22 protein-coding genes are annotated in these 25,758 nt (G+C 49.6%); 12 read left to right on the plus strand and 10 right to left on the minus strand.

Going from position 1 to position 25,758, the window contains the following annotated elements; genetic code table 11:
- Positions 1–26: 26 nt before the first annotated feature.
- Positions 27–1,523 (plus strand): glycerol kinase GlpK, encoded by a 1,497-nt coding sequence (gene glpK, locus ACFQZR_RS07310; protein WP_379344378.1) that lies wholly within the window; start codon positions 27–29, stop codon positions 1,521–1,523.
- A gap of 35 nt (positions 1,524–1,558) precedes the next feature.
- The gene (locus ACFQZR_RS07315; RefSeq protein WP_379344380.1) at positions 1,559–3,235 is read left to right on the plus strand and encodes a glycerol-3-phosphate dehydrogenase/oxidase; all 1,677 of its coding nucleotides are present in this window, start codon (positions 1,559–1,561) and stop codon (positions 3,233–3,235) included.
- A 337-nt stretch (positions 3,236–3,572) separates the two neighbouring features.
- On the opposite strand, the gene ACFQZR_RS07320 is transcribed toward ACFQZR_RS07315, so the two are convergent.
- Positions 3,573–6,050, minus strand: coding sequence for an Ig-like domain-containing protein (locus ACFQZR_RS07320; protein WP_379344382.1), 2,478 nt, complete (start codon positions 6,048–6,050; stop codon positions 3,573–3,575).
- 179 nt (positions 6,051–6,229) lie between these two features.
- Here ACFQZR_RS07320 and ACFQZR_RS07325 point away from each other — a divergent pair, with 179 nt between their 5' ends.
- A complete protein-coding gene (locus ACFQZR_RS07325; protein WP_379344384.1) occupies positions 6,230–7,894 on the plus strand; it encodes a glutamine--tRNA ligase/YqeY domain fusion protein in 1,665 nt (554 codons plus the stop codon).
- Between the two features lie 66 nt (positions 7,895–7,960).
- The gene (locus ACFQZR_RS07330) at positions 7,961–8,917 is read left to right on the plus strand and encodes an alpha/beta hydrolase (RefSeq protein ID WP_379344386.1); all 957 of its coding nucleotides are present in this window, start codon (positions 7,961–7,963) and stop codon (positions 8,915–8,917) included.
- Between the two features lie 95 nt (positions 8,918–9,012).
- Here ACFQZR_RS07330 and ACFQZR_RS07335 read toward each other — a convergent pair whose 3' ends face one another.
- Positions 9,013–10,155 (minus strand): glycerate kinase, encoded by a 1,143-nt coding sequence (locus ACFQZR_RS07335; protein WP_379344388.1) that lies wholly within the window; start codon positions 10,153–10,155, stop codon positions 9,013–9,015.
- A 64-nt stretch (positions 10,156–10,219) separates the two neighbouring features.
- Positions 10,220–11,149: a carbohydrate deacetylase gene (locus ACFQZR_RS07340; protein WP_379344390.1), complete on the minus strand. Its 930-nt coding sequence runs from the start codon at positions 11,147–11,149 to the stop codon at positions 10,220–10,222.
- A gap of 274 nt (positions 11,150–11,423) precedes the next feature.
- On the opposite strand from ACFQZR_RS07340, the gene ACFQZR_RS07345 reads away from it, so the two are divergent.
- Both ACFQZR_RS07345 and ACFQZR_RS07350 read left to right on the plus strand, forming a co-directional pair.
- The gene (locus ACFQZR_RS07345; protein ID WP_379344392.1) at positions 11,424–12,614 is read left to right on the plus strand and encodes an amino acid deaminase/aldolase; all 1,191 of its coding nucleotides are present in this window, start codon (positions 11,424–11,426) and stop codon (positions 12,612–12,614) included.
- Positions 12,602–13,969, plus strand: a complete 1,368-nt coding sequence (locus ACFQZR_RS07350) for a D-arabinono-1,4-lactone oxidase (protein WP_379344394.1) — start codon at positions 12,602–12,604, stop codon at positions 13,967–13,969. Before ACFQZR_RS07345 ends, ACFQZR_RS07350 begins: the two co-directional genes overlap by 13 nt.
- A gap of 39 nt (positions 13,970–14,008) precedes the next feature.
- Here the strand turns inward: ACFQZR_RS07350 and ytxJ are convergent, their stop codons facing one another.
- Positions 14,009–14,347 (minus strand): bacillithiol system redox-active protein YtxJ, encoded by a 339-nt coding sequence (gene ytxJ / locus ACFQZR_RS07355; protein WP_379344396.1) that lies wholly within the window; start codon positions 14,345–14,347, stop codon positions 14,009–14,011.
- Between the two features lie 149 nt (positions 14,348–14,496).
- On the opposite strand from ytxJ, the gene ACFQZR_RS07360 reads away from it, so the two are divergent.
- On the plus strand, positions 14,497–16,032 hold the full coding sequence (locus ACFQZR_RS07360; RefSeq protein WP_379344398.1) for an aldehyde dehydrogenase family protein: 1,536 nt from the start codon (positions 14,497–14,499) through the stop codon (positions 16,030–16,032).
- Positions 16,033–16,198: 166 nt separating this feature from the next.
- On the plus strand, positions 16,199–17,602 hold the full coding sequence (locus ACFQZR_RS07365) for an L-cystine transporter (protein WP_379344400.1): 1,404 nt from the start codon (positions 16,199–16,201) through the stop codon (positions 17,600–17,602).
- A 64-nt stretch (positions 17,603–17,666) separates the two neighbouring features.
- Here ACFQZR_RS07365 and ACFQZR_RS07370 read toward each other — a convergent pair whose 3' ends face one another.
- The 4 genes from ACFQZR_RS07370 to ACFQZR_RS07385 form a co-directional block, all read right to left on the minus strand.
- On the minus strand, positions 17,667–18,341 hold the full coding sequence (locus tag ACFQZR_RS07370; protein WP_379344402.1) for a M50 family metallopeptidase: 675 nt from the start codon (positions 18,339–18,341) through the stop codon (positions 17,667–17,669).
- Between the two features lie 71 nt (positions 18,342–18,412).
- Positions 18,413–18,727 carry a DMT family transporter gene (locus tag ACFQZR_RS07375; RefSeq protein ID WP_379344404.1) on the minus strand — a complete coding sequence of 105 codons (315 nt, stop codon included), beginning with the start codon at positions 18,725–18,727 and terminating at the stop codon, positions 18,413–18,415.
- Complete coding sequence (locus tag ACFQZR_RS07380) at positions 18,727–19,059, minus strand: DMT family transporter (protein ID WP_314590883.1); 333 nt, start codon at positions 19,057–19,059, stop codon at positions 18,727–18,729. Before ACFQZR_RS07380 ends, ACFQZR_RS07375 begins: the two co-directional genes overlap by 1 nt.
- A 23-nt stretch (positions 19,060–19,082) precedes the next feature.
- Positions 19,083–19,661 (minus strand): TetR/AcrR family transcriptional regulator, encoded by a 579-nt coding sequence (locus ACFQZR_RS07385; protein WP_379344407.1) that lies wholly within the window; start codon positions 19,659–19,661, stop codon positions 19,083–19,085.
- Between the two features lie 160 nt (positions 19,662–19,821).
- Here ACFQZR_RS07385 and ACFQZR_RS07390 point away from each other — a divergent pair, with 160 nt between their 5' ends.
- From ACFQZR_RS07390 to sdaAA, 4 genes are all read left to right on the plus strand, one after another.
- Positions 19,822–20,157 carry a nitrous oxide-stimulated promoter family protein gene (locus tag ACFQZR_RS07390; protein ID WP_379344409.1) on the plus strand — a complete coding sequence of 112 codons (336 nt, stop codon included), beginning with the start codon at positions 19,822–19,824 and terminating at the stop codon, positions 20,155–20,157.
- A 74-nt stretch (positions 20,158–20,231) separates the two neighbouring features.
- Positions 20,232–21,746: a cardiolipin synthase gene (gene cls / locus ACFQZR_RS07395; RefSeq protein WP_379344411.1), complete on the plus strand. Its 1,515-nt coding sequence runs from the start codon at positions 20,232–20,234 to the stop codon at positions 21,744–21,746.
- Positions 21,747–21,993: 247 nt separating this feature from the next.
- Complete coding sequence (gene sdaAB, locus ACFQZR_RS07400) at positions 21,994–22,656, plus strand: L-serine ammonia-lyase, iron-sulfur-dependent subunit beta (protein ID WP_379344413.1); 663 nt, start codon at positions 21,994–21,996, stop codon at positions 22,654–22,656.
- Positions 22,657–22,717: 61 nt separating this feature from the next.
- Positions 22,718–23,593, plus strand: coding sequence for an L-serine ammonia-lyase, iron-sulfur-dependent, subunit alpha (gene sdaAA, locus ACFQZR_RS07405; protein ID WP_379344415.1), 876 nt, complete (start codon positions 22,718–22,720; stop codon positions 23,591–23,593).
- A gap of 19 nt (positions 23,594–23,612) precedes the next feature.
- Here the strand turns inward: sdaAA and ACFQZR_RS07410 are convergent, their stop codons facing one another.
- Positions 23,613–25,004, minus strand: a complete 1,392-nt coding sequence (locus ACFQZR_RS07410; protein ID WP_379344417.1) for a sensor histidine kinase — start codon at positions 25,002–25,004, stop codon at positions 23,613–23,615.
- Between the two features lies 1 nt (position 25,005).
- Positions 25,006–25,713, minus strand: coding sequence for a response regulator transcription factor (locus ACFQZR_RS07415; RefSeq protein ID WP_379344419.1), 708 nt, complete (start codon positions 25,711–25,713; stop codon positions 25,006–25,008).
- Positions 25,714–25,758: the final 45 nt, after the last annotated feature.

A 25,758-nucleotide genomic window follows, 5' to 3' on the forward strand; every position in this document is an offset into this window, starting at 1 on the left:
CGGATGAAGGTGAGGGGGAGTCATTCATGGAAGAAACCTATATTTTGACGCTCGATCAAGGGACGACAAGCTCTCGTGCCGTTTTGGTGAATCAAAATGGCGATGTCGTGGAGATGGCACAGCAGGAATTTACGCAGTTTTTTCCGAAGCCGGGATGGGTTGAACATGATGCCAATGAAATCTGGGTCTCCGTGCTCGGAGTGATGACGACGGTGCTCGCCAAATCGAATATTAGACCAGATCAAATAGCCGGCATTGGGATTGCGAATCAGCGTGAGACGACGGTCGTCTGGGATCGGCATACTGGAAGGCCCATTTATCCTGCAGTCGTATGGCAATCACGGCAGACGGCGGATATTTGTGAACAACTGAAGGAAGAGGGGCATGAAGATACGTTTCGGGCCAAAACCGGGTTACTGATCGATCCGTATTTCTCCGGAACTAAAGTGAAATGGATACTCGACCATGTCGAAGGAGCACGGGAGCGTGCGGAGCAGGGGGATCTATGCTTCGGAACGATTGATACATGGCTCATTTGGAAGCTGACGGGCGGAAGTGTACATGTGACGGATTATTCGAATGCTTCACGGACACTAATGTACAACATTCATGAATTACGTTGGGATGAAGAACTATTGCGGATCTTGGATGTACCAAGAGCCATACTGCCGGAGGTTCGGTCCTCGTCTGAAGTCTACGGGGTAACAGCAGGCGGTCTATTATTCGATCATGGAATTCCCATCGCAGGCGCTGCTGGTGATCAACAGGCTGCTCTATTCGGTCAGGCTTGTTACGAAGTGGGCATGGCGAAGAATACGTACGGTACCGGATGCTTCATGCTGATGAATACGGGTGAGCAGGCGATTGCCTCGGCGAAAGGACTGTTGACGACGATCGCTTGGGGGATCGATGGACGTGTGGAATATGCGCTGGAGGGCAGCGTCTTCGTCGCGGGATCTGCATTACAATGGCTGCGTGACGGGCTTCGTATGATCAAGTCGGCGAAGGATTCCGAGATGTATGCAGGGCGTGTCTATTCGACCGAGGGAGTGTACGTTGTTCCAGCCTTCGTTGGGCTGGGTACGCCGTACTGGGACAGTGATACACGCGGCGCAGTCTTCGGATTGACGCGTGGAACGTCGAAAGAGCACTTCATTCGTGCGACCCTCGAATCGCTTGCCTATCAGACGAAGGACGTCTTAATGGCGATGGAGGAGGATTCGGGGATTACGCTGAAATCGTTGCGTGTAGACGGTGGTGCGGTGCAGAACCATTTCTTGATGCAGTTCCAGAGTGATATGCTCGGCGTTCCCGTTGAGCGGAGTGCGAATCCGGAGACGACAGCCCTTGGTGCAGCATACTTGGCGGGGCTTGCCGTTGGATTCTGGCGGGATCGCAGTGAAATCGCGGGGCAGTGGAAGAAGGAGCATGTCTTTATGCCTGCCATGGAGCGGGAAGTGCAGGAGCGGCTATATACCGGGTGGACCCGAGCGGTTCAAGCGGCGATGATATTCAAAAATTAGCAGTATGTGATGACAATGAAAAGGTGGTGGGCCGAATGGGAAAATCGTTGTCTAGTGATCAGCGCGAAAGACTGCTTAAAGAGATGGCTCAGCAAACCTTCGATGTACTCGTCATCGGCGGAGGTATTACGGGTGCAGGGATTGCGCTCGATGCTGCATCACGCGGTCTGAAGACGGCACTTATTGAGATGCAGGATTTTGCTGCGGGTACTTCTAGTCGGTCAACGAAATTGGTCCATGGCGGACTTCGATATTTGAAGCAGCTTGAAGTCAAGGTTGTTGCTGAGGTGGGGCAAGAGCGAGCCATTGTCTATGAGAATGGTCCCCATGTAACAACGCCGGAGTGGATGCTCCTGCCGCTCTATGCAGGTGGCACATTCGGGAAATGGTCTACTTCGCTAGGTCTACGATTCTATGATTATCTAGCTGGTGTGAAGCGGCATGAGCGGCGGCGGATGCTGACACGGGAAGAAGCGCTAGAGAAGGAACCACTCCTGAAGCCGGAGGGACTTCGGGGCGGCGGAATCTATGTGGAGTATCGGACGGATGATGCGCGATTAACGATGGAAGTCTTGAAGAAGGCTGTTGAGCTTGGTACCTATGCGGTGAATTATACGCAGGCAATGGCATTTCAATATGATAAGGGCCAGGTGTGCGGCGTACAAACGGTGGATAAGATAACGGATCAGAGCTTCTCGATCCAAGCTCATACGATAATTAACGCTGCCGGACCTTGGGTAGATGATCTTCGTGCCATGGATCATTCACGGATGGGATCGAAGATTTATCATACGAAAGGTGTCCATCTTGTGTTCGATCAATCGCGATTCCCATTGCGCCAGGCGATTTATTTTGATACACCAGATGGTCGGATGGTCTTCGCTATTCCGAGAGCGGGTAAGACGTATATTGGCACAACGGACACGGAATACAACGGGGACATGACGAAACCGCGGATGACGGTACAGGATCGTGATTATTTGCTCGCAGCAGCGAATGGCATGTTTCCCTCGCTTAAACTTACCATGGAAGATGTCGAGTCCAGCTGGGCAGGACTTCGGCCGCTAATTCATCAAGAAGGGAAGAGCCCATCGGAAATATCGCGCAAGGATGAAGTATTCCACTCCCCTTCTGGCCTGATCTCCATTGCTGGGGGTAAATTAACGGGATACCGCCATATGGCTGAGAATGTCGTAAATGCTGTGGTTAAGCGCCGGATCGAATCAGGACTCGATACGGCAGAACGTCCATGTAAGACGAAGCAGCTGCCGATATCCGGCGGGGAATTCGGAGGTTCGAAGCAGTGGGAAGTCTTTGTGCGTGATCGGGCGCATCAGGGGAGAGCTTTTGGTCTGACGCTGGAGGAGGCCGAACGATTAACACGTCGCTATGGTGCGAATGTAGATGTTATATTCGATCTGGTACCTGCTTGCCAGAAGGAGCTTAGGCGCTATAACGATATGCCGCTTGGTCTTCTTGCAGAGCTATCCTATGCGATCCAGTATGAGATGGCTGTGACGCCAGCTGATTTCTTCATTCGCCGTACAGGAGCGATGTTGTTCGACGTGGAGTCGGTGCGCAAATGGCGCGAACCTGTTATCCGTTACATGGCCATTCAATTGAATTGGTCCTTCGAGGAGCGGGAGAGATATAGCTTGGAGCTCAAGCAGCTGCTGCAAGAAGCGGTGTCGGCTGCGAGTCGAGATGAATAGAGAACAGCCGTCCAGTGCGCTGCAGATTGCAGTGTGCTGGGCGGCTGTTTTTTGCTTATGACATAAATGCAGCTTGCTATCCTGTATATTTGCACGAACTTGAGGTGAATTGGCTATCAATCGTAGGCTATGCTGGATTTTTGCATGAACTATACCCGAATATATAGGTGCAGCCCTCAATTCTCTCCCTCTATCGTGCAAGAATCCAGTATATATCAGGATGCATCGGTAAATGTCACTTCTATGTTGTATGAAATCCAACATAGCTAGTATGTGCGCATTGGAGGGTTCAGCCACAAGAAAAGCGAGGGCCTATTCGCCCTCGCCTTGGACTCTATTATTGAACAACCAGATATATCTTCGTATTCTTGCCGCCGTAGGTTACCGTGAGGGTGGTCTTACCTTTACCGTTCGCGGTGATTACGCCATCAATGACGTCAGCAACTTTAATGTTGGAGGATTTCCAAAGACCGGCAACAGATACATCCATCGCAGAGCCGTCGGAATAGTAAGCTGTTGCTTTGACGGTTTTTTTGGAGTTTACGGGTATCGTTAAATTTACGACATCTGTCTTCAAATACTTCAACTGATCGACTTCGACATCAAGCGAAAGGCTCTTGGTACCGTATTTCGCGGTTACCTTCGCTTTACCGAAATTAACAGGCGTAATTTTTCCGTCTACCACATCGGCGACACGATAATTACTTGTTTTCCACTCGGCTTCTTTCGTGACATCTTTTTTCGTTTTTCCGTCAGAGAACGTGACAGTCAGCGTTACACTTTCGGATACATCTGTGTTCGGATCTTCCACTTTACTCTTCATCGACAAGAATTTCTTCGATAGTTCGATTTTCTGAATGACTTCTACCTCGACTGGGATCGAAACTGATTTACCGCCGTATTTCGCGGTAATCGTTGCTTTACCGGATGAGAGAGCGGTAATTGTACCATTGGATACGACAGCGACTTTCTCGCTGCTGGAGCTCCATTCTGCTTTGTCGGCGATACTTTCGTTCTTATTGCCAGCGGCATCCCAAGATGTCAGATGAACATTAGCAGTCTCATTGATCATCATATAGATCAATTTCTCTTTCGCTTCAAGCTTGTCGGACTTCGCGACGTCGATCTTCACGGATGTCGACTTCGTGCCGTATTTCACGGTAATTGTAGCTGATCCTTTGTCCATGGCCGTAATGGTTGCTTTGCCTGTTACTGCATCGTAGGCTACCTCTGCAACCTTTTCATCACTGGAGGACCATATGGCTGTCTTATCTTTTAAATCAGAACCCGTGTTGCTGTTCCCCATCAAAGCGATGGCCATTAACGTTTTTATACCTTTCGGATCCAGAGAAATGGATTTGATCTCTTCTTGCGTTGTCATATCTTCAACGATTTTTAGTTTGCGCGGTACTTCAATGCTAACGGTAAAGGAAATCGATTTGCCGCTGTATGTTGCGGTGATTTTGGATTCACCTTGCCCGTATGCGGTGATTTTCGCTAACCCGTTATCCATACTCACGATCGCGATATTTTCATTGCTGGATGTCCAAGTTGCTTTGGTTGTAAGGTCACCTGATGTACCGTCAGCGAAGACGGATTGAAGCTTAACCGTAATCGGAGTGGCCTTAGTCATAGCAATCGAATCTTCGATAACGACGTTGTTAGACAGAACCTCCAATCGACGAGGTACTTCCACATCCACTGTTAACGTTGCTTCTTTTTCCCCGTATTTGGCTTTGATGGTCGCTGTCCCCGTTTTCAGGGCTGTTATCTTACCTTTGTACACACTGACGATATTCTCGTCGCTCGATGTCCAACTGGCCAATGCCGTTACATCTTCAGGAGCGGTTGGTGCTTGTGCATAGGTAGCTTTGAGTTTAACATCGTACACGTCATTGACCTTGAGGTACAAGTTCTGCGGGGTGAGCTCAAGTTTGCTCGTGCGATCCACATCGACCTTGATGTCGATCGTCTTGGTACCGTATTCAGCAGTCAATGTAGCTTGACCTGGGTTATAGACTTTGATTTTCCCGTCCACGACGTCGGCAATTCGCTCATTGCTTGATTTCCAAGTCGCTTTCTTGGAAATATTCGTATCGGTCGTACCATCGATGAACGTCGCGCTGACGGCAATGTCTTTCGTTTTCTCAGTTAATAGCATCGATACTTCAGGTGTTGTCGTATCCAATCGGCGTACGACATCCACGTTGACTTCGATTGTCACGGATTGATTGCCAAATTTCGCTGTAACCGTTGTTGTTCCTGAATCGTGACCTGTAATGACCCCGTTCGAGACGGTCGCGATTTTATTGTTCGCAGTAGTCCATTCCGCTTTGTCAGCAACTTTATTGTCAACATCTCCATTTAAATAGTTGGCTGTGAGTACAACCGCTTGCGTCATGTTCGACCGAATATTGACTCTTTGTAGGTCAGCGGTAAGTGAATTCACTTTTTTGGTGACATTGACTTCTAATGTTTTGACTTGAGGGATATCAGTAGGGTTGCTCCCCATCGGGAAAGTACCGCTAATCATTGTGGTACCTTCATTCACAGCTGTAATGACGCCGTTATTAATGGTGGCAATATTAGCGTTTCCGCTCTTCCAATCTGTTGCTAGCGTTACATCTTTGGAGCTCCCATCGGAATATACCGCGGTTGCTTTGACAGTCTGTGTATTTCCTGTTTCAATGGATATTTTCGTGCTTGAGAAGACTAAATTAACCAAGTAAGGCGTAGTTGCGGCTGCAGCTGGCTGTGCCCAACTCACCATCCCGAGCATCAAGATCATACATAGCAATACTTTTAGCTGTTTCAATCGTCTGTCCTCCTATATCCGAGTTTTATACTTCTATATCGGCTGGAAAACGCGAAAATTTGATAGAAATCGTCAGTTTGTGTAATTTTAACATTTTGCGTCAGAGTTGAACTCTGCGGCGGTAATGGGTATATTTATTTAATATATGTAGGAATGGAATAGATGAAGGGATGGTCAGGATGGAGAACGAAAACAAGTCAACATCATCAAATTTTATCAAAAATATAGTGAGTGATGATCTACAGAGCGGACGCGTCCAAGAGATCATTACCCGTTTTCCTCCGGAACCGAACGGTTATTTGCACATTGGACATGCCAAGTCGATCTGTCTGAATTTTGAATTGGCGGATGAGTATAAAGGAAAAACCAATTTGCGTTTCGATGACACGAACCCGGTGAAAGAGGATACAGAGTACGTAGAAGCCATCAAGGAAGATGTGAAATGGCTTGGGTTCGAGTGGGATGGATTATTCTTCGCGTCGGATTATTTCGATGAAATGTACAATCGTGCGGTATTGTTAATCAAGAAAGGCAAAGCCTTCGTCTGCGATCTAACGCCTGAGCAAATGCGCGAATATCGCGGTTCTCTAACAGAACCGGGCAAAGACAGCCCTTATCGTACACGTTCCGTGGAAGAGAACTTGGATTTGTTCACGCGTATGCGTAATGGCGAGTTCGCTAACGGTGAGAAAGTATTGCGCGCCAAGATCGATATGAGCTCCCCGAACATCAACCTGCGGGATCCGATCATTTACCGCATTTCGCATACCGAACATCACAACACAGGCGACAAATGGTGCATCTATCCGATGTATGCCTATGCGCATCCACTGGAAGACGCAATAGAGGGCGTAACGCATTCCATCTGTACTTTGGAATTCGAAGATCAACGTCCATTGTACGATTGGGTTGTTGCAGAGTGTGAAATGGAGCATGTCCCACACCAATATGAGTTCGCACGCTTGAACTTAACGAATACGATTATGAGTAAACGTTATTTGAAGCAATTGGTGGATGAAGGTCATGTGGTAGGCTGGGACGATCCTCGGATGCCGACGATTTCCGGTCTACGCCGTCGTGGATATACACCGGAGTCGATCCGTGAATTCTGCCGCAGCATCGGTGTGGCGAGAAGCAACGGGGAAGTGGATTCCAGACAACTGGACTTCTTCATTCGTGAAGATCTGAAGCTGAAGGCTCCGCGCACAATGGCGGTCGTTAGACCACTGAAGGTCGTTATTACGAACTACCCTGAAGGCCAAGTCGAAATGCTGGAAGCGGAAAATAACGTGGAGAATCCCGAAATGGGCAATCGTCAAATTCCGTTCTCGCGTGAAATTTATATTGAACAAGACGATTTTATGGAGGTTCCTCCAGCGAAATATCATCGTCTGTATCCAGGGAATGAGGTTCGCTTGAAGAACGCGTATTTCATTACTTGCAACGAAGTGGTGAAAGACGCAGAGGGCAATGTGGTTGAGCTGCATTGTACGTACGATCCAGAGACGAAGAGCGGCAGTGGATTTACAGGGCGTAAAGTGAAAGGGACGATCCATTGGGTTGAAGCAACACAAGCCCGTCCAGCAGAATTCCGCCTTTATGAGCCGTTAATTCTACCGGAAGAAGAGCGTACGGGTGAGACGTTCATTGAAAATTTGAACCCGAATTCGGTCGAAACGGTTCAAGGATTCGTTGAAGCGAATATGTCGGAAGCAAAAGGGCAAGATAAATTCCAGTTCTTCCGTCATGGATACTTCAATGTGGATCCGAAGGATTCGACAGCTGACAAAATTGTGTTTAACTTAATTGTGTCGCTCAAGAGTTCTTTTGATGTGAAGAAGTAAATAAGATAGTTAGGGTAAAAGCCAACTTTTTAGTTTACCTCTTATAGCTGAAGGAAGATGATGGTTATGATGGGCATACGAATTGTTATGGCGGCTGCGATTGCAGCTGCCCTTTTGTTCATGGGAGCAGGGAATTACTTCTATAACTTCGCCATTCGTCGCAGTAAGAAGGAATTCATGGAGAAGAACACGGATTTAGCCGATCTGCCGGGCAAACCGTGGGAGGATCGGTCCTCGTGGATGGAGGCTCAGCCGTATGAGACGCTGCGTATGACATCGAAAGATGGAATCCAGTTGACAGGCTACTATTTAGCGGCCCCTTCACCAATTAACAATCTTGTGATTCTGGTCCATGGCTACACAGGCAAAGGCAAGGATATGGCATGTTTCGCGGAGCTCTATCGGGAGCAGTTCGGCTATCATGTATTCATGCCGGATCTGAGGGGTCACGGTGAGAGCGGAGGGAATTATATCGGATTCGGCTGGCATGATCGCTGCGATGTGCTGCGATGGATCGATATGATGCTGGAACGGCATGGCCCACAGGTTAAGATCGTGCTGCACGGGGTCTCCATGGGAGGTGGTACCGTGCTCATGACGAGCGGTGAGTCCTTACCGGATCAGGTGAAATGCATCGTATCGGACTGCGCATACAGCTCGGTCAAGGATATTCTGTCCTATCAACTGAAGCAGATGTTCAAGCTGCCTGCGTTTCCGTTGATTCATGTGACGAGTCTGATCTGTAAGCTCAGGGCCAATTATTTCTTCGGTGAGGCCTCGGCGATTGAACAAGTGAAGAAGACGAAGAAACCCGTCTTGTTCATACATGGGGGCAAAGATGATTTCGTGCCCACCTTCATGATGTATCCACTCTATGCTGCATGCAGCAGCGAGAAATGGATGTTTCTCGTCCCCGATGCTGGACATGGAAATGCATATTGGACGGATGTCGATGGATACAAAGAACAGGTGCAAGAATTTGTACGGAAGTACGTTCAGATTCAGGGTCCGATGAACGTTTAGCTTCGTGCGGGGCTTAAAACTGCCGACGAAAAAATAGAACCGTTACCAACCTTTCTCTGGGGCTTGGTGGCGGTTCTATTTGTTATAACATGGGGTCATGAAAGACGCTGCCCGCATTGCAGTACCCTTGCGATATGCAGCGCAGTCCGTTCCAGATTGGAGGAGGCCTGTAGACAGGCTTCCTCCAAGGTGCAGACTCCGGGGACGAGAGAGAACAGCATATCCATCCCAAGAAGCTGCAGTGATTCAGAGCCGGGGCCCAAAGAACCGCCAATCGCAATAACAGGAACACCGTACGAGTGCGCGATGCGGGCGACGCCGCTTAGTGTCTTGCCGTGCAGGGTCTGTTCGTCTATTCTACCTTCACCGGTAATGACAAGGTCTGCATCTTGGATATGGCTAGGTAGTCCTACGGCGTCGATAACCATATCGACGCCGCGCTGCAGCTTGCCTCCGAGGAATGCAAGCACGCCGGCGCCAAGTCCGCCTGCTGCTCCGGCTCCGGGCTTGTCTGCTACATCGCAGTGCAGATCTTCACGTATTCGCCACGCAAGATGGGTCAAGGCCCTATCGAGCTGTTGTACCATCGTGGGCGTAGCGCCCTTCTGCGGTCCAAAGACAGCGGATGCGCCTTGCTCTCCGATTAGTGGATGATCGACATCGCAAGCGGCAATGAATTCCGTGTGTGCAAGCCGAGGATCGACATCGTGAAGAAGAATGTGGTCCAGCTCTGCAAGGCTGGCGCCACCAGGCGCAATCTCGGTGCCGTCATGCCGGACGAAACGAAAGCCCAGTGCCTGAGCCATCCCGACACCGCCATCATTGGTGGCACTGCCGCCAAGGCCGATGAGGATCCTCCGTGCTCCGGCATCAAGCGCGGTACGGATAAGCTCGCCCGTGCCGCGCGTTGAGGTAAGGAGCGGGTTCCGTTCTGCTGGAGAGACCCGTGCAAGGCCAGATGCGGCTGCCATTTCAACAATGGCAGTGCTGCCATCGCCGAGCAGGCCGAAATGTGCTTCAATAGGGCGTCCGAGCGGATCGCTCACTCGGGCTGGAATCAGCTGCCCGCCAAGGGCATCCACAAGTGTCTCCATCGTCCCCTCGCCGCCATCCGCTAAGGGGACCTGCACAATAGTGGCTTCTCGGAACACCGCTTGGAAACCGCGAGCTATCGCGTCTGCTGCGGATTTGGCCGACAAGCTTTCTTTGAATGAATCAGGAGCTATAACAATTTTCACTGGGACCTCTCCCCTTGCTCATCAATCGAATGTACGCTCAGTATAGAAGATTCTGAGGCAGGCATCAATAGAAGCGCCGGGTACGCCATTTTTTCGCTTTGACGCGTGCTCTTACACGACGCTTCTTCCTGCGAACTAGGCGGGAACGGGGGCGTGAAGAGCGGCGTTTGGATCGTGTTAACGAGTTGGATAAGGTACTATTCTGTTCGGGGAGCGGTTTGGGTTCTGGCGGCATATGGAAGGTCGGCGGATCGGGCAATTGTCCAAAATGAATGAGATGCAGGCCGTAAGCACGGATGACGGTCCCGATATCCCGGTGGGTGAGGTGAGCAAGCTCAGCTTCCCGTTCCCAAATCATTGTGCTGTGCTGCTGCAATTCTTCATCGACATATCCAGGATGGCACATGATTTCGGTAGTTCCGTCTTGGATCCATTGCATATGACGGATTAGGCGCTTGACGCTATCCGGTTCATTGTAGTTGTTGAGAATAAGCCTATCTGTTGTTCTTACAGGGACCGGGGGGGTTACCCGATGTTGTGATAGATCGTAACGGACGGGCACGAGCTCCCGGAAGGCCAGTCTCGCAACAGCATGATAGACAGGGAGGAACTCCAAGTGGATGTGCATATGCGAATCAATATGTGTTGGATAGATGCCTTTTCGCAGCATGAGCTCCCACTGTGCATGAAGTTCGCGTTCCACATCTTCTTCACGCCATTCATGACTTTGGTTATGAAAGAAGCCGTCTATATTTACGAGCGATGGTACTAGAAATGGCGGAGAGGTAGGTTTCCCATCCGATAGATTGAAATGGAGGCCTACACCGAGCCGGGGGTTCCGCTTGGCCAGAGCAATTGCGTCCTTCACTCCCGGTTTGTTCACAATGAGGGATGCGCTTGTCACAATGCCGGCCTGATGGGCTTCGATAATCCCGCGATTTACACCTCGTGAAAGTCCGTAATCGTCTGCGTTAATAATGACATATTTGGTCATGCATAGGCCTCCCATTAGTCGACTTATTAAGTTTGTGTTCAAGGGCTTTTCAGCACCTAAATGTTTTTTTGAAGAAAACTAACATCGTAACCATAGGTTTTGGTTGCGAGAATCCGAAGAAGGAGTACCGGACTTCCAGAGTAAACGCAAGAGTCGACTTTTTGACTACCTATTTAAGGAAATAAACCTGTAAAATAAAGGTTTATCTTTCTATTGTTAGAATATTTATTAATACATGAAATTGTGCATCATCCGGGTAAAGGGGACGAAAGATTTGCGTGATTATCATTACTATAAAAAAGTGTGTGCGGGCTTACCGATGCCATTTGCCTTCGTGGATCTAGATTTATTACAGGAAAATATGCAGCGCATCATAGACCGATCGAATGGCAAGAACATTCGCATCGCGAGCAAATCAATCCGTTCTGTGGATGTGCTGAGGCGCATTCTAGATGCGAATGCGCAGTTCCAAGGCGTGATGTGCTTCACGGTGCCCGAAGCACTCTGTCTCGCGCAGCAAGGCTTTACTGACTTGCTGCTGGGTTACCCTGCGGCGGACTCGCGTTTGCTCGAGTCCGTCGCCATGCATCAGCGTGAAGGGCGCAGCATCACGCTGATGGTCGACTGCGAGACGCATGTCGAGCAGGCGGAAGCAGCAGCCGCGAAGTACGGCGTGCGGCTGCCGCTCTGTGTAGACATCGATATGTCGATCGATGTCCCGGGGCTGCACTTCGGCGTATGGCGCTCGCCGATACGCCGGGCGGCTGATGCGCTCAGCCTCGTGCAGCGCATCGCACAGTCGAAGCACGTCGTGCTCGACGGGCTCATGGGCTACGAAGCACAAGTGGCCGGCATAGGCGACCGCGTGCCGGGCCAAGCGCTTAAGAACGCGATCGTGCGGCAGCTGAAACGCCGCTCGATCCGCGAAGCCGCTGCCCGGCGGGCGGAGCTGGTCTCGGCGATTCAGCGCCTCGATCTCCCGCCGCTGCGGTTCGTCAATGCAGGCGGCACGGGCAGCCTGCATACGAGCAGCGCAGAGCCAGCCGTTACCGAAGTGACGGCTGGCTCCGGGTTCTATTCGCCCGGTCTGTTCGACCACTACCGGGACTTCACCCTGCAACCTGCCGCGGGGTACGCTATCGAGATCGTGCGCCAGCCGCGTAGCGATCTCTATACCTGCTTAGGCGGCGGGTATACCGCTTCAGGCGCCGCGGGCCGTGATAAGCTGCCGCGTCCGTATTTGCCGCAAGGAGCGAAGCTCCTCGCGATGGAAGGCGCCGGTGAAGTCCAGACACCGATCCGTTATAACGGACCGGAGGAGCTGGAGCTCGGCGACCCGATCTTCATGCGTCACAGCAAAGCAGGCGAACTCTGTGAACGCTTCACACAGCTTTACTATATATCGAACGGCAGTATTGTTGGCGAAGCCACGACATATCGGGGGGACGGGAAATGTTTTCTGTAGATTTGAAGGCGCGTAATACAAGAATGTGGCGCAACTGGTCGGGACTCGTGCGAAGTGTGCCGCGAAGTATCGTATATCCGGCGAGCGTGGAAGAAGTGGTCGCGATCGTCAAGTCTTGCGCGGCCGAAGAAAGGAAGCTGCGTGTCGTTGGATCAGGACATTCCTTTACCCGACTGGTCCAGACGGATGACGTGCTTGTCTCGCTAGATCAATTGCAAGGTGTCATTGCCGTGGATCAAGAACGGGGCATTGCCGAGGTCTGGGGCGGTACGAAGCTGGACCGTCTGGGCGAAGAATTGCACGCGCATGGGGTCGCGCAAGAGAATCTTGGCGATATTAATGCGCAATCCATTGCGGGGGCGATCAGCACGGGAACGCATGGTACGGGAGAGCGCTTGGGTAGTCTAGCAACCCAAGCTGTTGGACTGACGGTGGTGACGGCAGCAGGAGAGATTCTAGAATGTACGCCTGAGCAGGATGAAGATCTTTTTCGTGCGCTGCAAGTATCCTTGGGGATGTTCGGCATTATCGTGAAGCTGAAGCTCCGGGTTGTGCCGACCTATGTGCTGCGCTATTCTAGCCGAAAAATGTCTTTCACAGCGTGCTTGTCCCAGCTTGAACAGTTGAAGGCGGAGAATCGCCATTTCGAATTCTACTGGTTCCCGTATACCGATGTGGCCCAAGTGAAGCTGACGAACGAAACCGATGAAGTCCCTGGAACGCCGAGCAGGTGGAGCTATTGGAAAGTAATGCTGATGGAGAATGCGCTGTTTTGGGCCTTGTCGGAGTGCTGTCGCTTCATACCACGCCTTTGTAAACCGATAAGTCGATTATCTGCTGCCGGTGTGCCGAATGTGCAGGAAGCAGGCTACAGCCACCGTATTTTCGCAACGCCAAGGCTTGTGCGGTTTAACGAAATGGAATATAGCGTACCTGCAGAACGAATGAAGGTTGTGTTGGAAGAAATTCGCAATGCTGTAGATCATGATCAATTTCCTGTTCATTTTCCGATCGAATGCCGATATGTACGTGGAGACGACTTGTGGCTGAGTCCAGCGAATGGCCGTGATTCTGCTTACATTGCCGTACATATGTACCGAGGGATGGCGTACAAGGAATATTTTGCGAAGGTCGAGGAGATTTGCAGGCGGCATGGCGGTAGACCACATTGGGGAAAAATGCATACGATGCAGGCGGAGCAGTTCCGCATGGTGTATCCGAAGTGGGAGGCCTTCATGAACCTGCGCGAGCAGCTTGATCCAGAGGGCATGTTCTTGAATCCTTATCTGGCTGAAATGATGGGGCAGTGTGATCAGGCACATGAGCTGACGACACTAGGAAGTGTGAGTAAATAAAAAGCCCCGAATCCACTAAAGGATTCGAGGCTGGGAATACTAATCAAGCACGGCTGTAATGTGCTCTTTGGTAACGGACCAGTGCGAGGTTGTCCAATATTTTTCTTTGTTTTTGATGAAAATAACTTGAGGGGATTCGTGCTTCACACCTAAATCCTCAGCGATTTGGTTGGATACCGGACGGCTCTCAATGACTTTGACAAGCGTGTAATCAACGTCTTGATTTGGCTGTCCTGCGATGTATTCGTCGAATTCCCGCAGCGCATTTGCGCTTACTGGACAGGTGGTGCTGTGCTTGATGATGAGCTGACCGCGCTCTGCGGAGCGTTGCAATACATCGTTCCATTCGCTCTCTGTCGTGATTTCTTTCCGGTTCATAGGGACACATCCTCTCAGGGTTTCAGATCATGCTAATGATTCTATCACAGGCCTATACTGATCATCAAATTCGATCTAAACATATATATCTTTACCCGCAAATGCTATAAGATATTTAATAAATTACAATTCAATCAAGGGGGATGGCGATGCACGCGTTAAAAGCAATGAACCCAGCTACAGGTGAGGAAGGAGAAATAATACAGACGATTGAGCCTTATCAAGTGGAAGAAGTTATGGAGGAGGCTTGGGATGCTTTTGAGGACTGGAGCAGCAAATCGGTCCAAGAACGCGTGTCAACCTTGCGTACCCTACGCATTTATATATCCGATCATGCCGATGAGATCGCGCAGAGCGTATCTTGGAGCACTGGCAAGCCGAAAATTGAAGCGCTAACGAACGAAGTGCTTGTGCTATTGGACTGGATTCACCACACCGAACGAACAGCCGTCAAAGAATTGAAGACGCGCAAGGTGAAGACGCCGATCACGCTTCTCGGGAAAAAATCATACATCGCGTATGAGCCGCGAGGGGTCGTACTCGTTATTTCACCATGGAACTACCCGTTCTATCTTGCGATGGTGCCTGTTCTTAGTGCGCTGATTGCAGGGAACGCGGTTATCATTAAACCGTCTGAAGTGACGCCAGCGATTGGTCATCTCATGGAGCGAATATTCACAGCAGTGGGCTTCCCGAAGGGGCTTGTCCAAGTCGTCCAAGGGGACGGTGCGATTGGTGCGGCGCTGGTTGCAGCCAGTCCGAACTATGTATTCTTTACAGGTTCGGTTGCGACAGGCAAGAAAATTCAAGTCGAAGCAGCCAAGCGGCTCATCCCGACGACGCTCGAACTCGGCGGCAAAGATCCGATGATCGTCTTCGAAGATGCTCATCTCGAACGAACCGTGCGTGGCGCCGTATGGGGATCGCTTGCGAACAGCGGGCAGGTCTGTATGTCCATCGAGCGAATTTATGTCGAACGACCGATTTATGATAAATTTATTGCGCGGCTGAAGCGGGAATTGGAATCGCTGAAGCAGAACAACCGTGAAGATACGGATCTTGGTTCCATGACGTTTGCGAAGCAAATTGATATTGTGCGTGGACAGATTGACGATGCGCTGGAACAAGGGGCGGTGCTCGAATTCGGTGAGCGGCCGGTTGAATGGAAGATGAAGAAGTCGATGCATCTTCGTCCGATCGTGCTCACGCATGTGCGGCATAGTATGCGCGTGATGCAGGAGGAGACGTTCGGCCCGGTGCTCTGCATTATGCCTTTCGATAAGGAAGAAGAGGTCATCGAGCTTGCGAACAGCACAACATACGGACTGAATGCGAGTGTCTGGACCAATAATCTGGAACGGGGCCGCCGGGTTGCGAATGCACTGCAATCTGGAGCTGTCTGCATTAATGATGTGAATGTGAGTATCGCGAATCCGAATTTGCCTTTTGGCGGCGTCAAAGACAGCGGAATTGGGCGCTCTCATGGATCTCTCGGACTCCAAATGTTCTGTCACGAGAAATCAATCATCGAGGATCCAGGTCGTAACAAGGGAGAACTGCACTGGTATCCCTATGTGGGCAAATATCCGTTGTTCCTGCGTATGATTCAAGGCCTATATGGAAGGAACCGGAATTATGTACAGTTCATACGCGCATTTTTAAGTCTATCGAAGAAATCTCGCTAATAAACTAGAAGACGAACGTTATCGTTCGTCTCTTTTTTTACAAAAAAATTTATTTTTAATTCATACTTTACAGGTCGGAATTATTATGTTAGATTAATCTCATCAAATAACAAATCACCGGATTTGATCCATTAGATTAAAGGAAAATAAGGGGAGGATGTTCGACATGGAAGTGTTGTCAACCATCGTGAATGTTGTTGTTCTACTCGCACTAATAGGTATACTCTTGTACATGCAGAAGAAGCATGTCAGTTTCTCGAAGCGGGTATTTACGGGTCTTGGACTCGGAATTCTGTTCGGGGTATCGCTGCAGCTGATCTTCGGAAGATCGTCGGATGTGATCAAAGATTCTGTGGATTGGTTCAGCCTTGTCGGTAACGGTTATGTGAAGCTGTTGCAGATGGTTGCGATTCCGCTGATCATGGTATCAATCATCTCTGCGATTATTAAAGTTAAAGCGAAGAGCGGCGTAGGTAAGCTAAGCACATTGATTATTGGTCTATTGTTATTCACAACAGCGATTTCTGCTGCGGTTGGTATTTCGGCGGCACTCGGATTTAACTTGAAGGCTGTAAACATTGAGCAAGGTGAGAAGGAACAGAAGCGCGGCGAATACTTGAACGGTAAACTCGCTGACGTAGAAGATAAGACAATTCCTCAGCAAATTCTAGATGTGGTTCCATCCAATCCATTCGACGATATGACAGGCTCGCGTCCAACATCGACGATTGCGGTTGTTATCTTCGCGGCTTTCATCGGGATTGCGGTTCGCGGAATTGCGAAGAAGAAACCGGCGGAAGCGGAGTTATTCACGAAGTTCGTTGAAGCTGTTTATGCGGTCGTTATGCGAATTGTCACGATTGTACTACGCCTAACGCCTTATGGAATTCTAGCGCTGATTGCCAAAGTCACAGCGACAACGAACTATGCTGAGATTGCTAAGCTTGGACAATTCGTTATCGCATCGTATGTTGCACTGATCGTGATGTTCATCATTCACTTGATTATCATTGCGTTGAATGGTTTGAATCCTGTCACTTATGTACGCAAAGCATTGCCTGTACTATCCTTCGCGTTCACATCCCGTACAAGTGCCGGCGCATTGCCGCTTAACGTGGATACGCAAGTGAAGAAGCTAGGCGTGTCGGAAGGGATCGCGAACTTCTCCGCATCCTTCGGTCTATCCATTGGACAGAACGGCTGCGCAGGGATTTACCCGGCGATGCTCGCGATAATGATTGCCCCAACGGTTGGCATTGATCCATTCAGCTTCAACTTCATTGCAACATTGATCGCAGTCGTAACGATCAGCTCCTTCGGGGTTGCTGGTGTAGGCGGCGGTGCAACCTTCGCAGCGATCATCGTATTGTCGACGATGAACTTGCCGGTTGCTCTTGCAGGTCTTCTGATCTCCGTCGAGCCATTGATCGATATGGGTCGTACAGCATTGAACGTCAGTGGTTCTATGACGGCGGGACTGGTCACGAGTAAAGTGACGAAAGATCTGGATGTGAATGTCTATAACGCGCCAAGCCGTGTAGAGGACGTTGATGGAGGCGTAACAGCTTAATCGGATATAGCAATAAGGCAAAGATCCAAGTCATGGATCCCTGCCTTATTTGTGTCACATCACCCTATGAAGATTTGCGGAATTCTTTCATGAATTGTCCCAAAGAAACACGTGCACAGGCGAGCGCTATGATTGCGAATACCAAGGCCCAGATGACGGCGGGGATAAAGGTTGCTTCACTCAAACTCGTCGCATCCCCTGCATATCCCGGTGAATGGAGTGCGGTGAACACGAGGTAGAGCGGGGCAATGACAGATTCGACCAGGCAGATGAATGCAATGAGTACGAAATACAGATCGCGAACCAAGAGCCATGGAATCCACAACATGATGAGATTGATGGCGAGAAAACCGATGCTCCAGAGGACCCCAAACCCATTGCGAATAAAGAAAATTAAATTAATGAGTGTAATAACGCTAAGTAGAATCAGCCCTACACGAGCTTTGTCGCGAGCATAGAGGGTGAACAGTACCGCCGTGAACAGGGAGGCCATCGTATAACCAGCCATGGAGATCGGAATGTCACGCCATGAATCCGAGAACTCGATATAGGTTACCCCGCTATGATCGTTAAATAAATGAATATAGAGCACTTTACCCGACAACAACAAAGTGACGAGTGCGTGCCCAAATTCGTGGATCATCGTGTCTACATTTCTAAAATAAGAATTAAACGGAATGATATATGTTAGGACTGCTGCAATAATGATAAAGATGATTGTCGTTCCCCATTTACCCATATGGCTCGCACACCTCATTTAATGAAATCTTCGATTTTTAGCATAGATGATGTGCGGCGGGTTGTAAACGATTAGGTCAACAATTTAAGGCCAACCGCAGAACAGAGGACCATAGAAATGAACAGAATCCGGCGCCACTCCTTGGATTCGCCATAGAAGAACATTCCGAGTAGTGCCCCGCCTGCCGTACCGATTCCGGTCCAGACGGCATAGGCCGTACCCATGGAGATGGTGCGCATGGAATAGGATAAGAAGCCGAAGCTGCATGCGAAGGTGATAGCAAGGAGTACGTAAGAGATGAATTTACCGTCGCGATTGATCTTGTTGATCGCCATCACGCCCGCCACCTCACAGAAGCCTGCAATAATAAGAGATAACCATGCCATTATGCTTCAGCCTCCTTCGGTTTCGTAATGGATTTTAAGCCGACCACGCCAGCTACTAGCAAGGCAATGAGCAAGATTTTAATTAAGTTGAAAGGTTCGCCGAAAAACAACATTTCCGCAATGACAGCTCCAGCTGTACCCAGCCCCGTAAATACCGCATAGACCGTTCCAAGCGGCAATGCTTTGGATGCCCGCATAAATACCGTAAAACAAATTGCAATGATAATGACGGTGCCAAGCCATTCATACCAGGTCGAAGCATGTTTCAATCCAGATACCCAGACCACTTCGAGCATGGAAGCGACCAGCACCATGAGCCAATGTTTATTCATGATTCATTCCCCTATCTGTTGTTCTAAGCTGATATACCTCTCCAGAAAACCATCCATGACGCATCAAGGCGTCGTTGATAACGTTCTTTGCCGCTATATAACAGCTCGATTTGCAGCCCATCTGATAGACACAGGAAAGCGGATGCCGCATGTGCCGCCCCAATCCCGCGAAGTTCTCCTTGGTCACATGAGGCTTGAATCGTCCTCACCAGCGCCTGCTCCCATTGGTCGATATGCGCATAAACCTTCTCCGAGACTTGATCGCACAAACTCTTCGGTGGAATGAAGGATACCCGCAGCAAGAATTTAGCGGCTTCACTCTGTTCATACCGATGAAGCTGGTAGTCTAAGACGCCTTGCAGGCGTTCTTCTAACGTAATGTGCGAATGATCGTGCATATATTGGATCAGCGCTTGATATTCCTCGTGAAGCACCTCATCCAAGACATGCAGGAATAAGTCCTCTTTTCCCTTGAAATGCGCGTAAATGGAAGGCTTCTTAATCCCGACGTCTTCAGCGATCTGTGAGAGAGAAGCTCCACTATAGCCATGGACGGCGAAATGTTCTAAGGCAACTTGTTGAATACGCGCTGCGGTGGACATGTACGACGTACCTCCTTGTGCTGTCTACCTACCGTTCGTTAGGCACAAAGCAATATAGCACATGAAATGTTCGAATGTCAATGCATGGTTGATAGAAGTCACAGCAGAACTTGGGGGACTCAAGGTAGATTGAGAACGATAGATGAAGAAAGGAGCGTGAATGGGTATAGTGAACACTGGCCCACGTATTCAGCAAGAGAAAATAACGGTTGAACAAATGATTCGAATCGCTTGTCGAGGTAAACACCACCGTAAGGAAGAGCTATGTGATTCATGTCAGCAATTGCTTCAGTACGCACATGTGCGGCTCAATCATTGTCGCTTCGGAGAACAGAAGAGCACCTGCGGCGCATGTCCTGTGCACTGCTATAAGCCGGTAAAGCGCCAGGAGATTCGAGCGGTCATGCGGTATGCGGGACCTCGCATGGTGCTGCATCATCCGATGGCGCTCTTACGCCATACGATCCATGGATTGATGCGCATGCGTAAGAAGTAATTCCCTTCCATCCGCCTACTGCATGGGGTATAGTATTAATGCAATGGCACAACCTCATGGAAAGAGGAATTGAAATGAATCGCATATTGAAACTGCTTATCTTCATCCTCGTATGCGTGATGTTCGTGTACTCGAGCATCGGTTTATTCGGCTATACCGTACCTGCGGCAGTCAGTATTTCCACCTCGCTTACGGTAATATTTATCGGGCTAATTATTTTTATGGAAAATCGGCATCCTTCAAGCACAATGGCATGGATTTTGCTGCTAGCATTATTGCCGGTTGTTGGATTTGTTTTTTATTTGATCTTTGGCCAGACGTATCGAAGCAAACGGCGCAAATATGTTGAGAAGGGGATGCAAAATCAAGAAGCCTATCAGCATTACAAACAACAAATTCTTCGCAATGAAGAAGAAATAAAAGATTACTGCGAGAATCAGCAGAAGATGTTTCGGTTATCTCTAAAGCTCGCTAAGAGCACGATTTCGTTCTCAGGCAGCAGCACCGAGGTGCTCACGAATGGGAAGAAAACATTCGATGCGCTTATTCGGGAGCTGGAGCTCGCGCAGCATCACATCCATATGGAATATTACATTTTTCGAAATGACCACATTGGAACGCAGATTAAAGATATTCTCGTTCAGAAGGCGAGAGCAGGGGTAGAGGTTCGTTTCCTGTACGATGCGGTGGGGAGCTATCAACTGCCGTCATCTTTTCTCCAAGAAATGCGGAATGCGGGAATCGAAGTGATGTCCTTTATGCCGGTGAAGTTCCCGACCTTCTCGAATAAGCTGAACTACCGCAATCATCGTAAAATCGTGGTCATTGACGGGAATGTAGGATTTATGGGCGGATTAAACGTGGGAGACGAATATTTAAGCCGCAGCAAGACGTACGGATTCTGGCGGGATACGCATATGATAATTAAGGGGCAAGCGGTCCGATCGCTGCAGATTATTTTCATGCAGGACTGGCAGTATATGACCGGCAAGTCGTTCATGCTGCCAGAGTACTTCTCCCCTGCGGAGGTGGAGAGCACGCCTGGTGCGGTGCAGATTATTCCGAGCGGCCCGGATAGTGAATGGACTACGATGAAGAGCTTGTTCTTCTCTATGATCACATCGGCGAAGGAGTCCATCTGGATTGCGACGCCATATTTTATCCCTGATGAAGATATATTAAGTGCATTGCGGATCGCCGCGTTGTCAGGGATCGAAGTGCGGATTCTTTTCCCAGCCAAACCAGATAAATGGCTTCCGTTCCTTGCTTCACATTCGTATTTCAGTGGATTAATTGATGCGGGTGTCGAAATTTATGAATATGAACGCGGTTTCTTACATTCCAAATTAATGATTATTGATGGTGAGACGGCATCCATTGGTACGGCGAATATGGATATGCGCAGCTTTCATTTGAACTACGAAGTGAATGCGCTCTTAGTGCGTACCGCAAGTGTGCAGCGGATGGTGCAGGATTTTGAACGTGATATGACGTTTGCAAGCCGTATTGACTCGAAGAAATTCGCGAATAAGAAGGTAGTTGTCCGTTTCCTGGAGTCGGCCGCAAGGCTGTTCTCTCCGTTGCTATAAGTTAACAGGGGTATGGCGGACAGATTGAGTTACTTTAACTATAAGTAAATGTTCAAAAAGTCAAGTTATTAGCACCGAGAAGGTTGTATGAAACTGAAGAAGGAGGAGCGGAGTTTAGGCAAAACCTAAATGAGCACCGGAGTTCGAAGTTGAATGCAAGATTCGATGTCGAATTTACTTCTCGAATATTTTTCGTGATCATAAGTTGACTTTTTGAATTTCCGAAAGGAAGAAGGGGTGAGCGGGGATGAAATATAACAGCGTATTCGATATTATCGGGCCGATTATGGTCGGTCCTTCGAGTTCCCATACCGCGGGTGCGGCGATCATCGGTCGTCTGGCTCGCAGTGTGTTCGGAAGAGAGCCGAAGCGGGCGGATATTCATTTGTACGGCTCTTTTGCAGAGACCTATCGCGGGCATGCGACGGATGTGGCCATTGTAGGTGGGCTGCTTGATTTCGATACGAACGATGAGCGTATTCCGAATTCGTTGCAGCTGGCGAAGGAAGCGGGACTTGTCGTCGAGTTTCATAAAGAAGAGGCGGTACCGGAGCATCCGAACACGACGAAAATTCGCTTGGAAGATGAGCGGGGATCCCTTGAGGTCATTGGCATATCGATCGGTGGCGGGAAAGTAGAGATTACGGAATTGAACGGCTTCAAGCTGCGGCTAAACGGGATGTATCCGGCGATTCTTGTGCTACATGATGATCGTTATGGCGTGATCTCAGGTGTGACGAATATTCTGACACAGCATCGTGTGAATATTGGGCATATGGAAGTATCGCGGAAGGAAAAAGGCCAAATGGCGCTCATGGTCATCGAAGTGGATCAGAATTTGGAGGATACCATTCTGGATGAGATTCGGAAGCTAGATCATGTGACCCAAGTGACGCGGATGAGCCCATAACGGGATTGAGAAATAGAGGCAATAAGGAAAGTAACATTTGAATGAGGGGAGTCGAAGGGACATGTTCCGAAATGTAGCAGAGCTCGTAGAAAAGGCACAAAATCAAGGCATTTCGATTGCAGAGGTCATGATTCAACAGGAAATGGAATTCGCGGAGCTCAGCCGCGAAGCCGTCGTCGCTCGCATGGAGCGTAATTTGGATGTCATGGAACAAGCCGTCGATAAAGGGCTGGCAGGCGTACAATCCTTGTCTGGATTGACGGGTGGGGACGCTGTCCTTATGCAGCAATACATTGCAAAGGGGAAGACCTTATCCGGGCCATTCATCCTTGATGCGGTATCGAAGGCGGTCGCGACGAATGAAGTGAATGCGGCGATGGGGATGATCTGTGCGACGCCAACGGCAGGTTCGGCAGGTGTCGTGCCGGGAACATTGTTCGCTGTTCGGGAGACACTAAAGCCGACGCGTGAGCAAATGGTTCATTTCTTGTTCACGGCAGGGGCATTCGGCTTCGTAATCGCGAATAACGCGTCCGTATCGGGTGCGGCAGGCGGTTGTCAGGCGGAAGTAGGCTCTGCGACAGGGATGGCCGCAGCAGCACTTGTGGAGCTGTCAGGCGGAACGCCGGAGCAGTCTGCACATGGAATGGCCATTGCATTGAAGAATTTGCTCGGACTCGTGTGCGATCCTGTAGCAGGACTCGTCGAAGTTCCCTGCGTGAAGCGGAACGCAATGGGGGCAGCCGTCGCGATGGTTGCGGCAGATATGTCGCTCGCAGGCATCAAGAGCCGTATCCCGGCTGATGAAGTCATTGAAGCGATGTATCGCATCGGACAAGGTATGCCAAGCGCGCTTCGCGAGACAGCTCGCGGCGGATTAGCTGCGACACCGACAGGCAAGAAGCTGGCTGAACAGATATTTGGCGAGAAGCAGTAAAAAGGGAGCCGCTGTTCGTTCAATGGGGCCGATGGGGTAAGGTGAGAATGAAGCAAGTCCCTTGTCCATACCGGCTCTTCACTTCAATCTGGCCATGATGCAATTCGATGAGCTTTGACACAATCGACAGGCCAAGTCCGCTGCCGCCGTGCTGACGGGATCTGGATTTCTCCACACGGTATAGCCGGTCGAAGAGGTAGGGAAGCTCGACTTCTGGAATGCCGATGCCCGTGTCTTGAATGGATATCCGGCATTGCTCCGTACCTGGCTCGATTGACGCTGTAATAGAACCTTGATCGGTATAACGAATGGCATTGTCGAGTAGATTCACCAGGATCTGCTCTAGACGTCCTTCATCGCCCCAGATTTGGATGACGGATGCTGGTGTCTGCAAGCAAAGTTCAATGCCTTTCTGGGATGCGTTCAGAGATACATTCGAGAGAATGCGTTCCAGTAATGGGACAAGGTTCAAGGTTTCGGGTTCCAGACGGATCTGGCCGTCCTCCAGCTTCGATAATTCGAACAGATCATTAATTAACCGATTCAATCGCTTCGCTTCATGATGGATAATCATGAGGTATTGCTGTTCTTCCTCCTCGCTCTCATAGAGCCTCTCCGCAACGACCCGTGCATAACCCTCTAAATAAGTAATTGGGGTCTTCAAATCATGTGATATATTCGCAAAAAACTCACTCCGCGTATTCTGATACCGCTCTAAATCCCGTGCCATGTCATTAATTGATGCGGCGAGCACACCGATTTCGTCTTTGGAGCTGACCGTCACGCGCGTGTCCAAGTGTCCAATCGCAATATTGCGCGTCGCGGTCACCATCTGTTGTATGGGCTTCGTTAATTTGCGTGATAAGACAAACGAGAAGGCTAGACCGATCACCATGCCAACGATACATAGAATCAGTAGCAGTTGTCGGATGTTATGGAGGAACGCAACAATCGGTGCGAGGGAGGCAGTCATAATGACACTTCCTTGGAAGATGTCGCGATCCATTAATGGCAGTCCTGAGATGATAAAGCCTTGGCCTGTCGCAGTCGTAATCTCGGTATCGATAGATTGGCCCTTCTGTAGCACATGCAGCATGGAAGGCGTTAGATATTGCTCCAGCGGCTGCTCCATATTGGAAGATCGGCTGGCAATCGCGCCAGTCGCATCGAGCACGTGAATGCCGACCTTGGAGAATTCAGCCATCGTTGTGATGGCATCAGGATTGATGCCATGCTGCGTATTTGCCATTTTCAGAAAATGGGCTGCAAGCTCCATATTCTCCTCATGGGATTTCTGGATATAGAATTTCGTAATGACGCGGTCTGTCACAAAGCCAAGCAGGGCAAACACGAGCAGGAAGATGGAGAGCATTGTAACGCCGAGCTTCATATCTACACGATTCCACTTCAATTTAGTGTCCTCCTGATTGGAATTTGTACCCTACACCCCATGCCGTCTGTATGGGTGAGAATGATAAATTCGCACGGTGCGCTTTTTCACGGATGTTCTTCACATGGTTATCGACCGATCGAACATCCCCAATGTAATCGAAGCTCCAGAGCTGTTCGACGATATGGTCGCGCGTAAAGACCCGATGCGGATTCGAGGCAAGCAGATATAGAATATCGTATTCTTTGGGCGTGAAATCGACGAGCTGGTTCTGAATATGAATCTCACGGCGGTCAGGGTAGATCGTCATGTCTTCAAAAGACAGCGGCCGTGTGATCGATGAAGGCGTTGGTATATTCAACTGCTGCACGCGGCGGAGCAATGCACCTACGCGGGCGACGAGCTCGCCAGGATCAAATGGTTTGATTAGATAGTCATCTGCACCGAGATTGAGCCCTGTAATCCGATCCTTGGTCTCACTGCGTGCGGTAAGCATCAGGATCGGCAGGGTTTGAATGCGGCGAATTTCGGTACATACCGCATAGCCATCCATTTCCGGCATCATAATATCGAGAATGACGAGATCGATCGACTGCCTGTTCAGCCATTGCAGTGCCTCGACTCCATTTTGAGCTTCATGGATGAGATAACCTTGTCTTTTGAGATAAATCCGTATTAAATTACGCATTTGGGGTTCGTCGTCGACGACGAGGATATGGTTAGCGGTCATTCGCTTCAACCTCCATTATGAGCTTCCTCTCCATTATAACGAGGA

This window comes from Paenibacillus sp. GCM10027629 (assembly GCF_042676425.1).
Classification (GTDB): Bacteria; Bacillota; Bacilli; order Paenibacillales; family Paenibacillaceae; genus Paenibacillus_K; species Paenibacillus_K terrigena.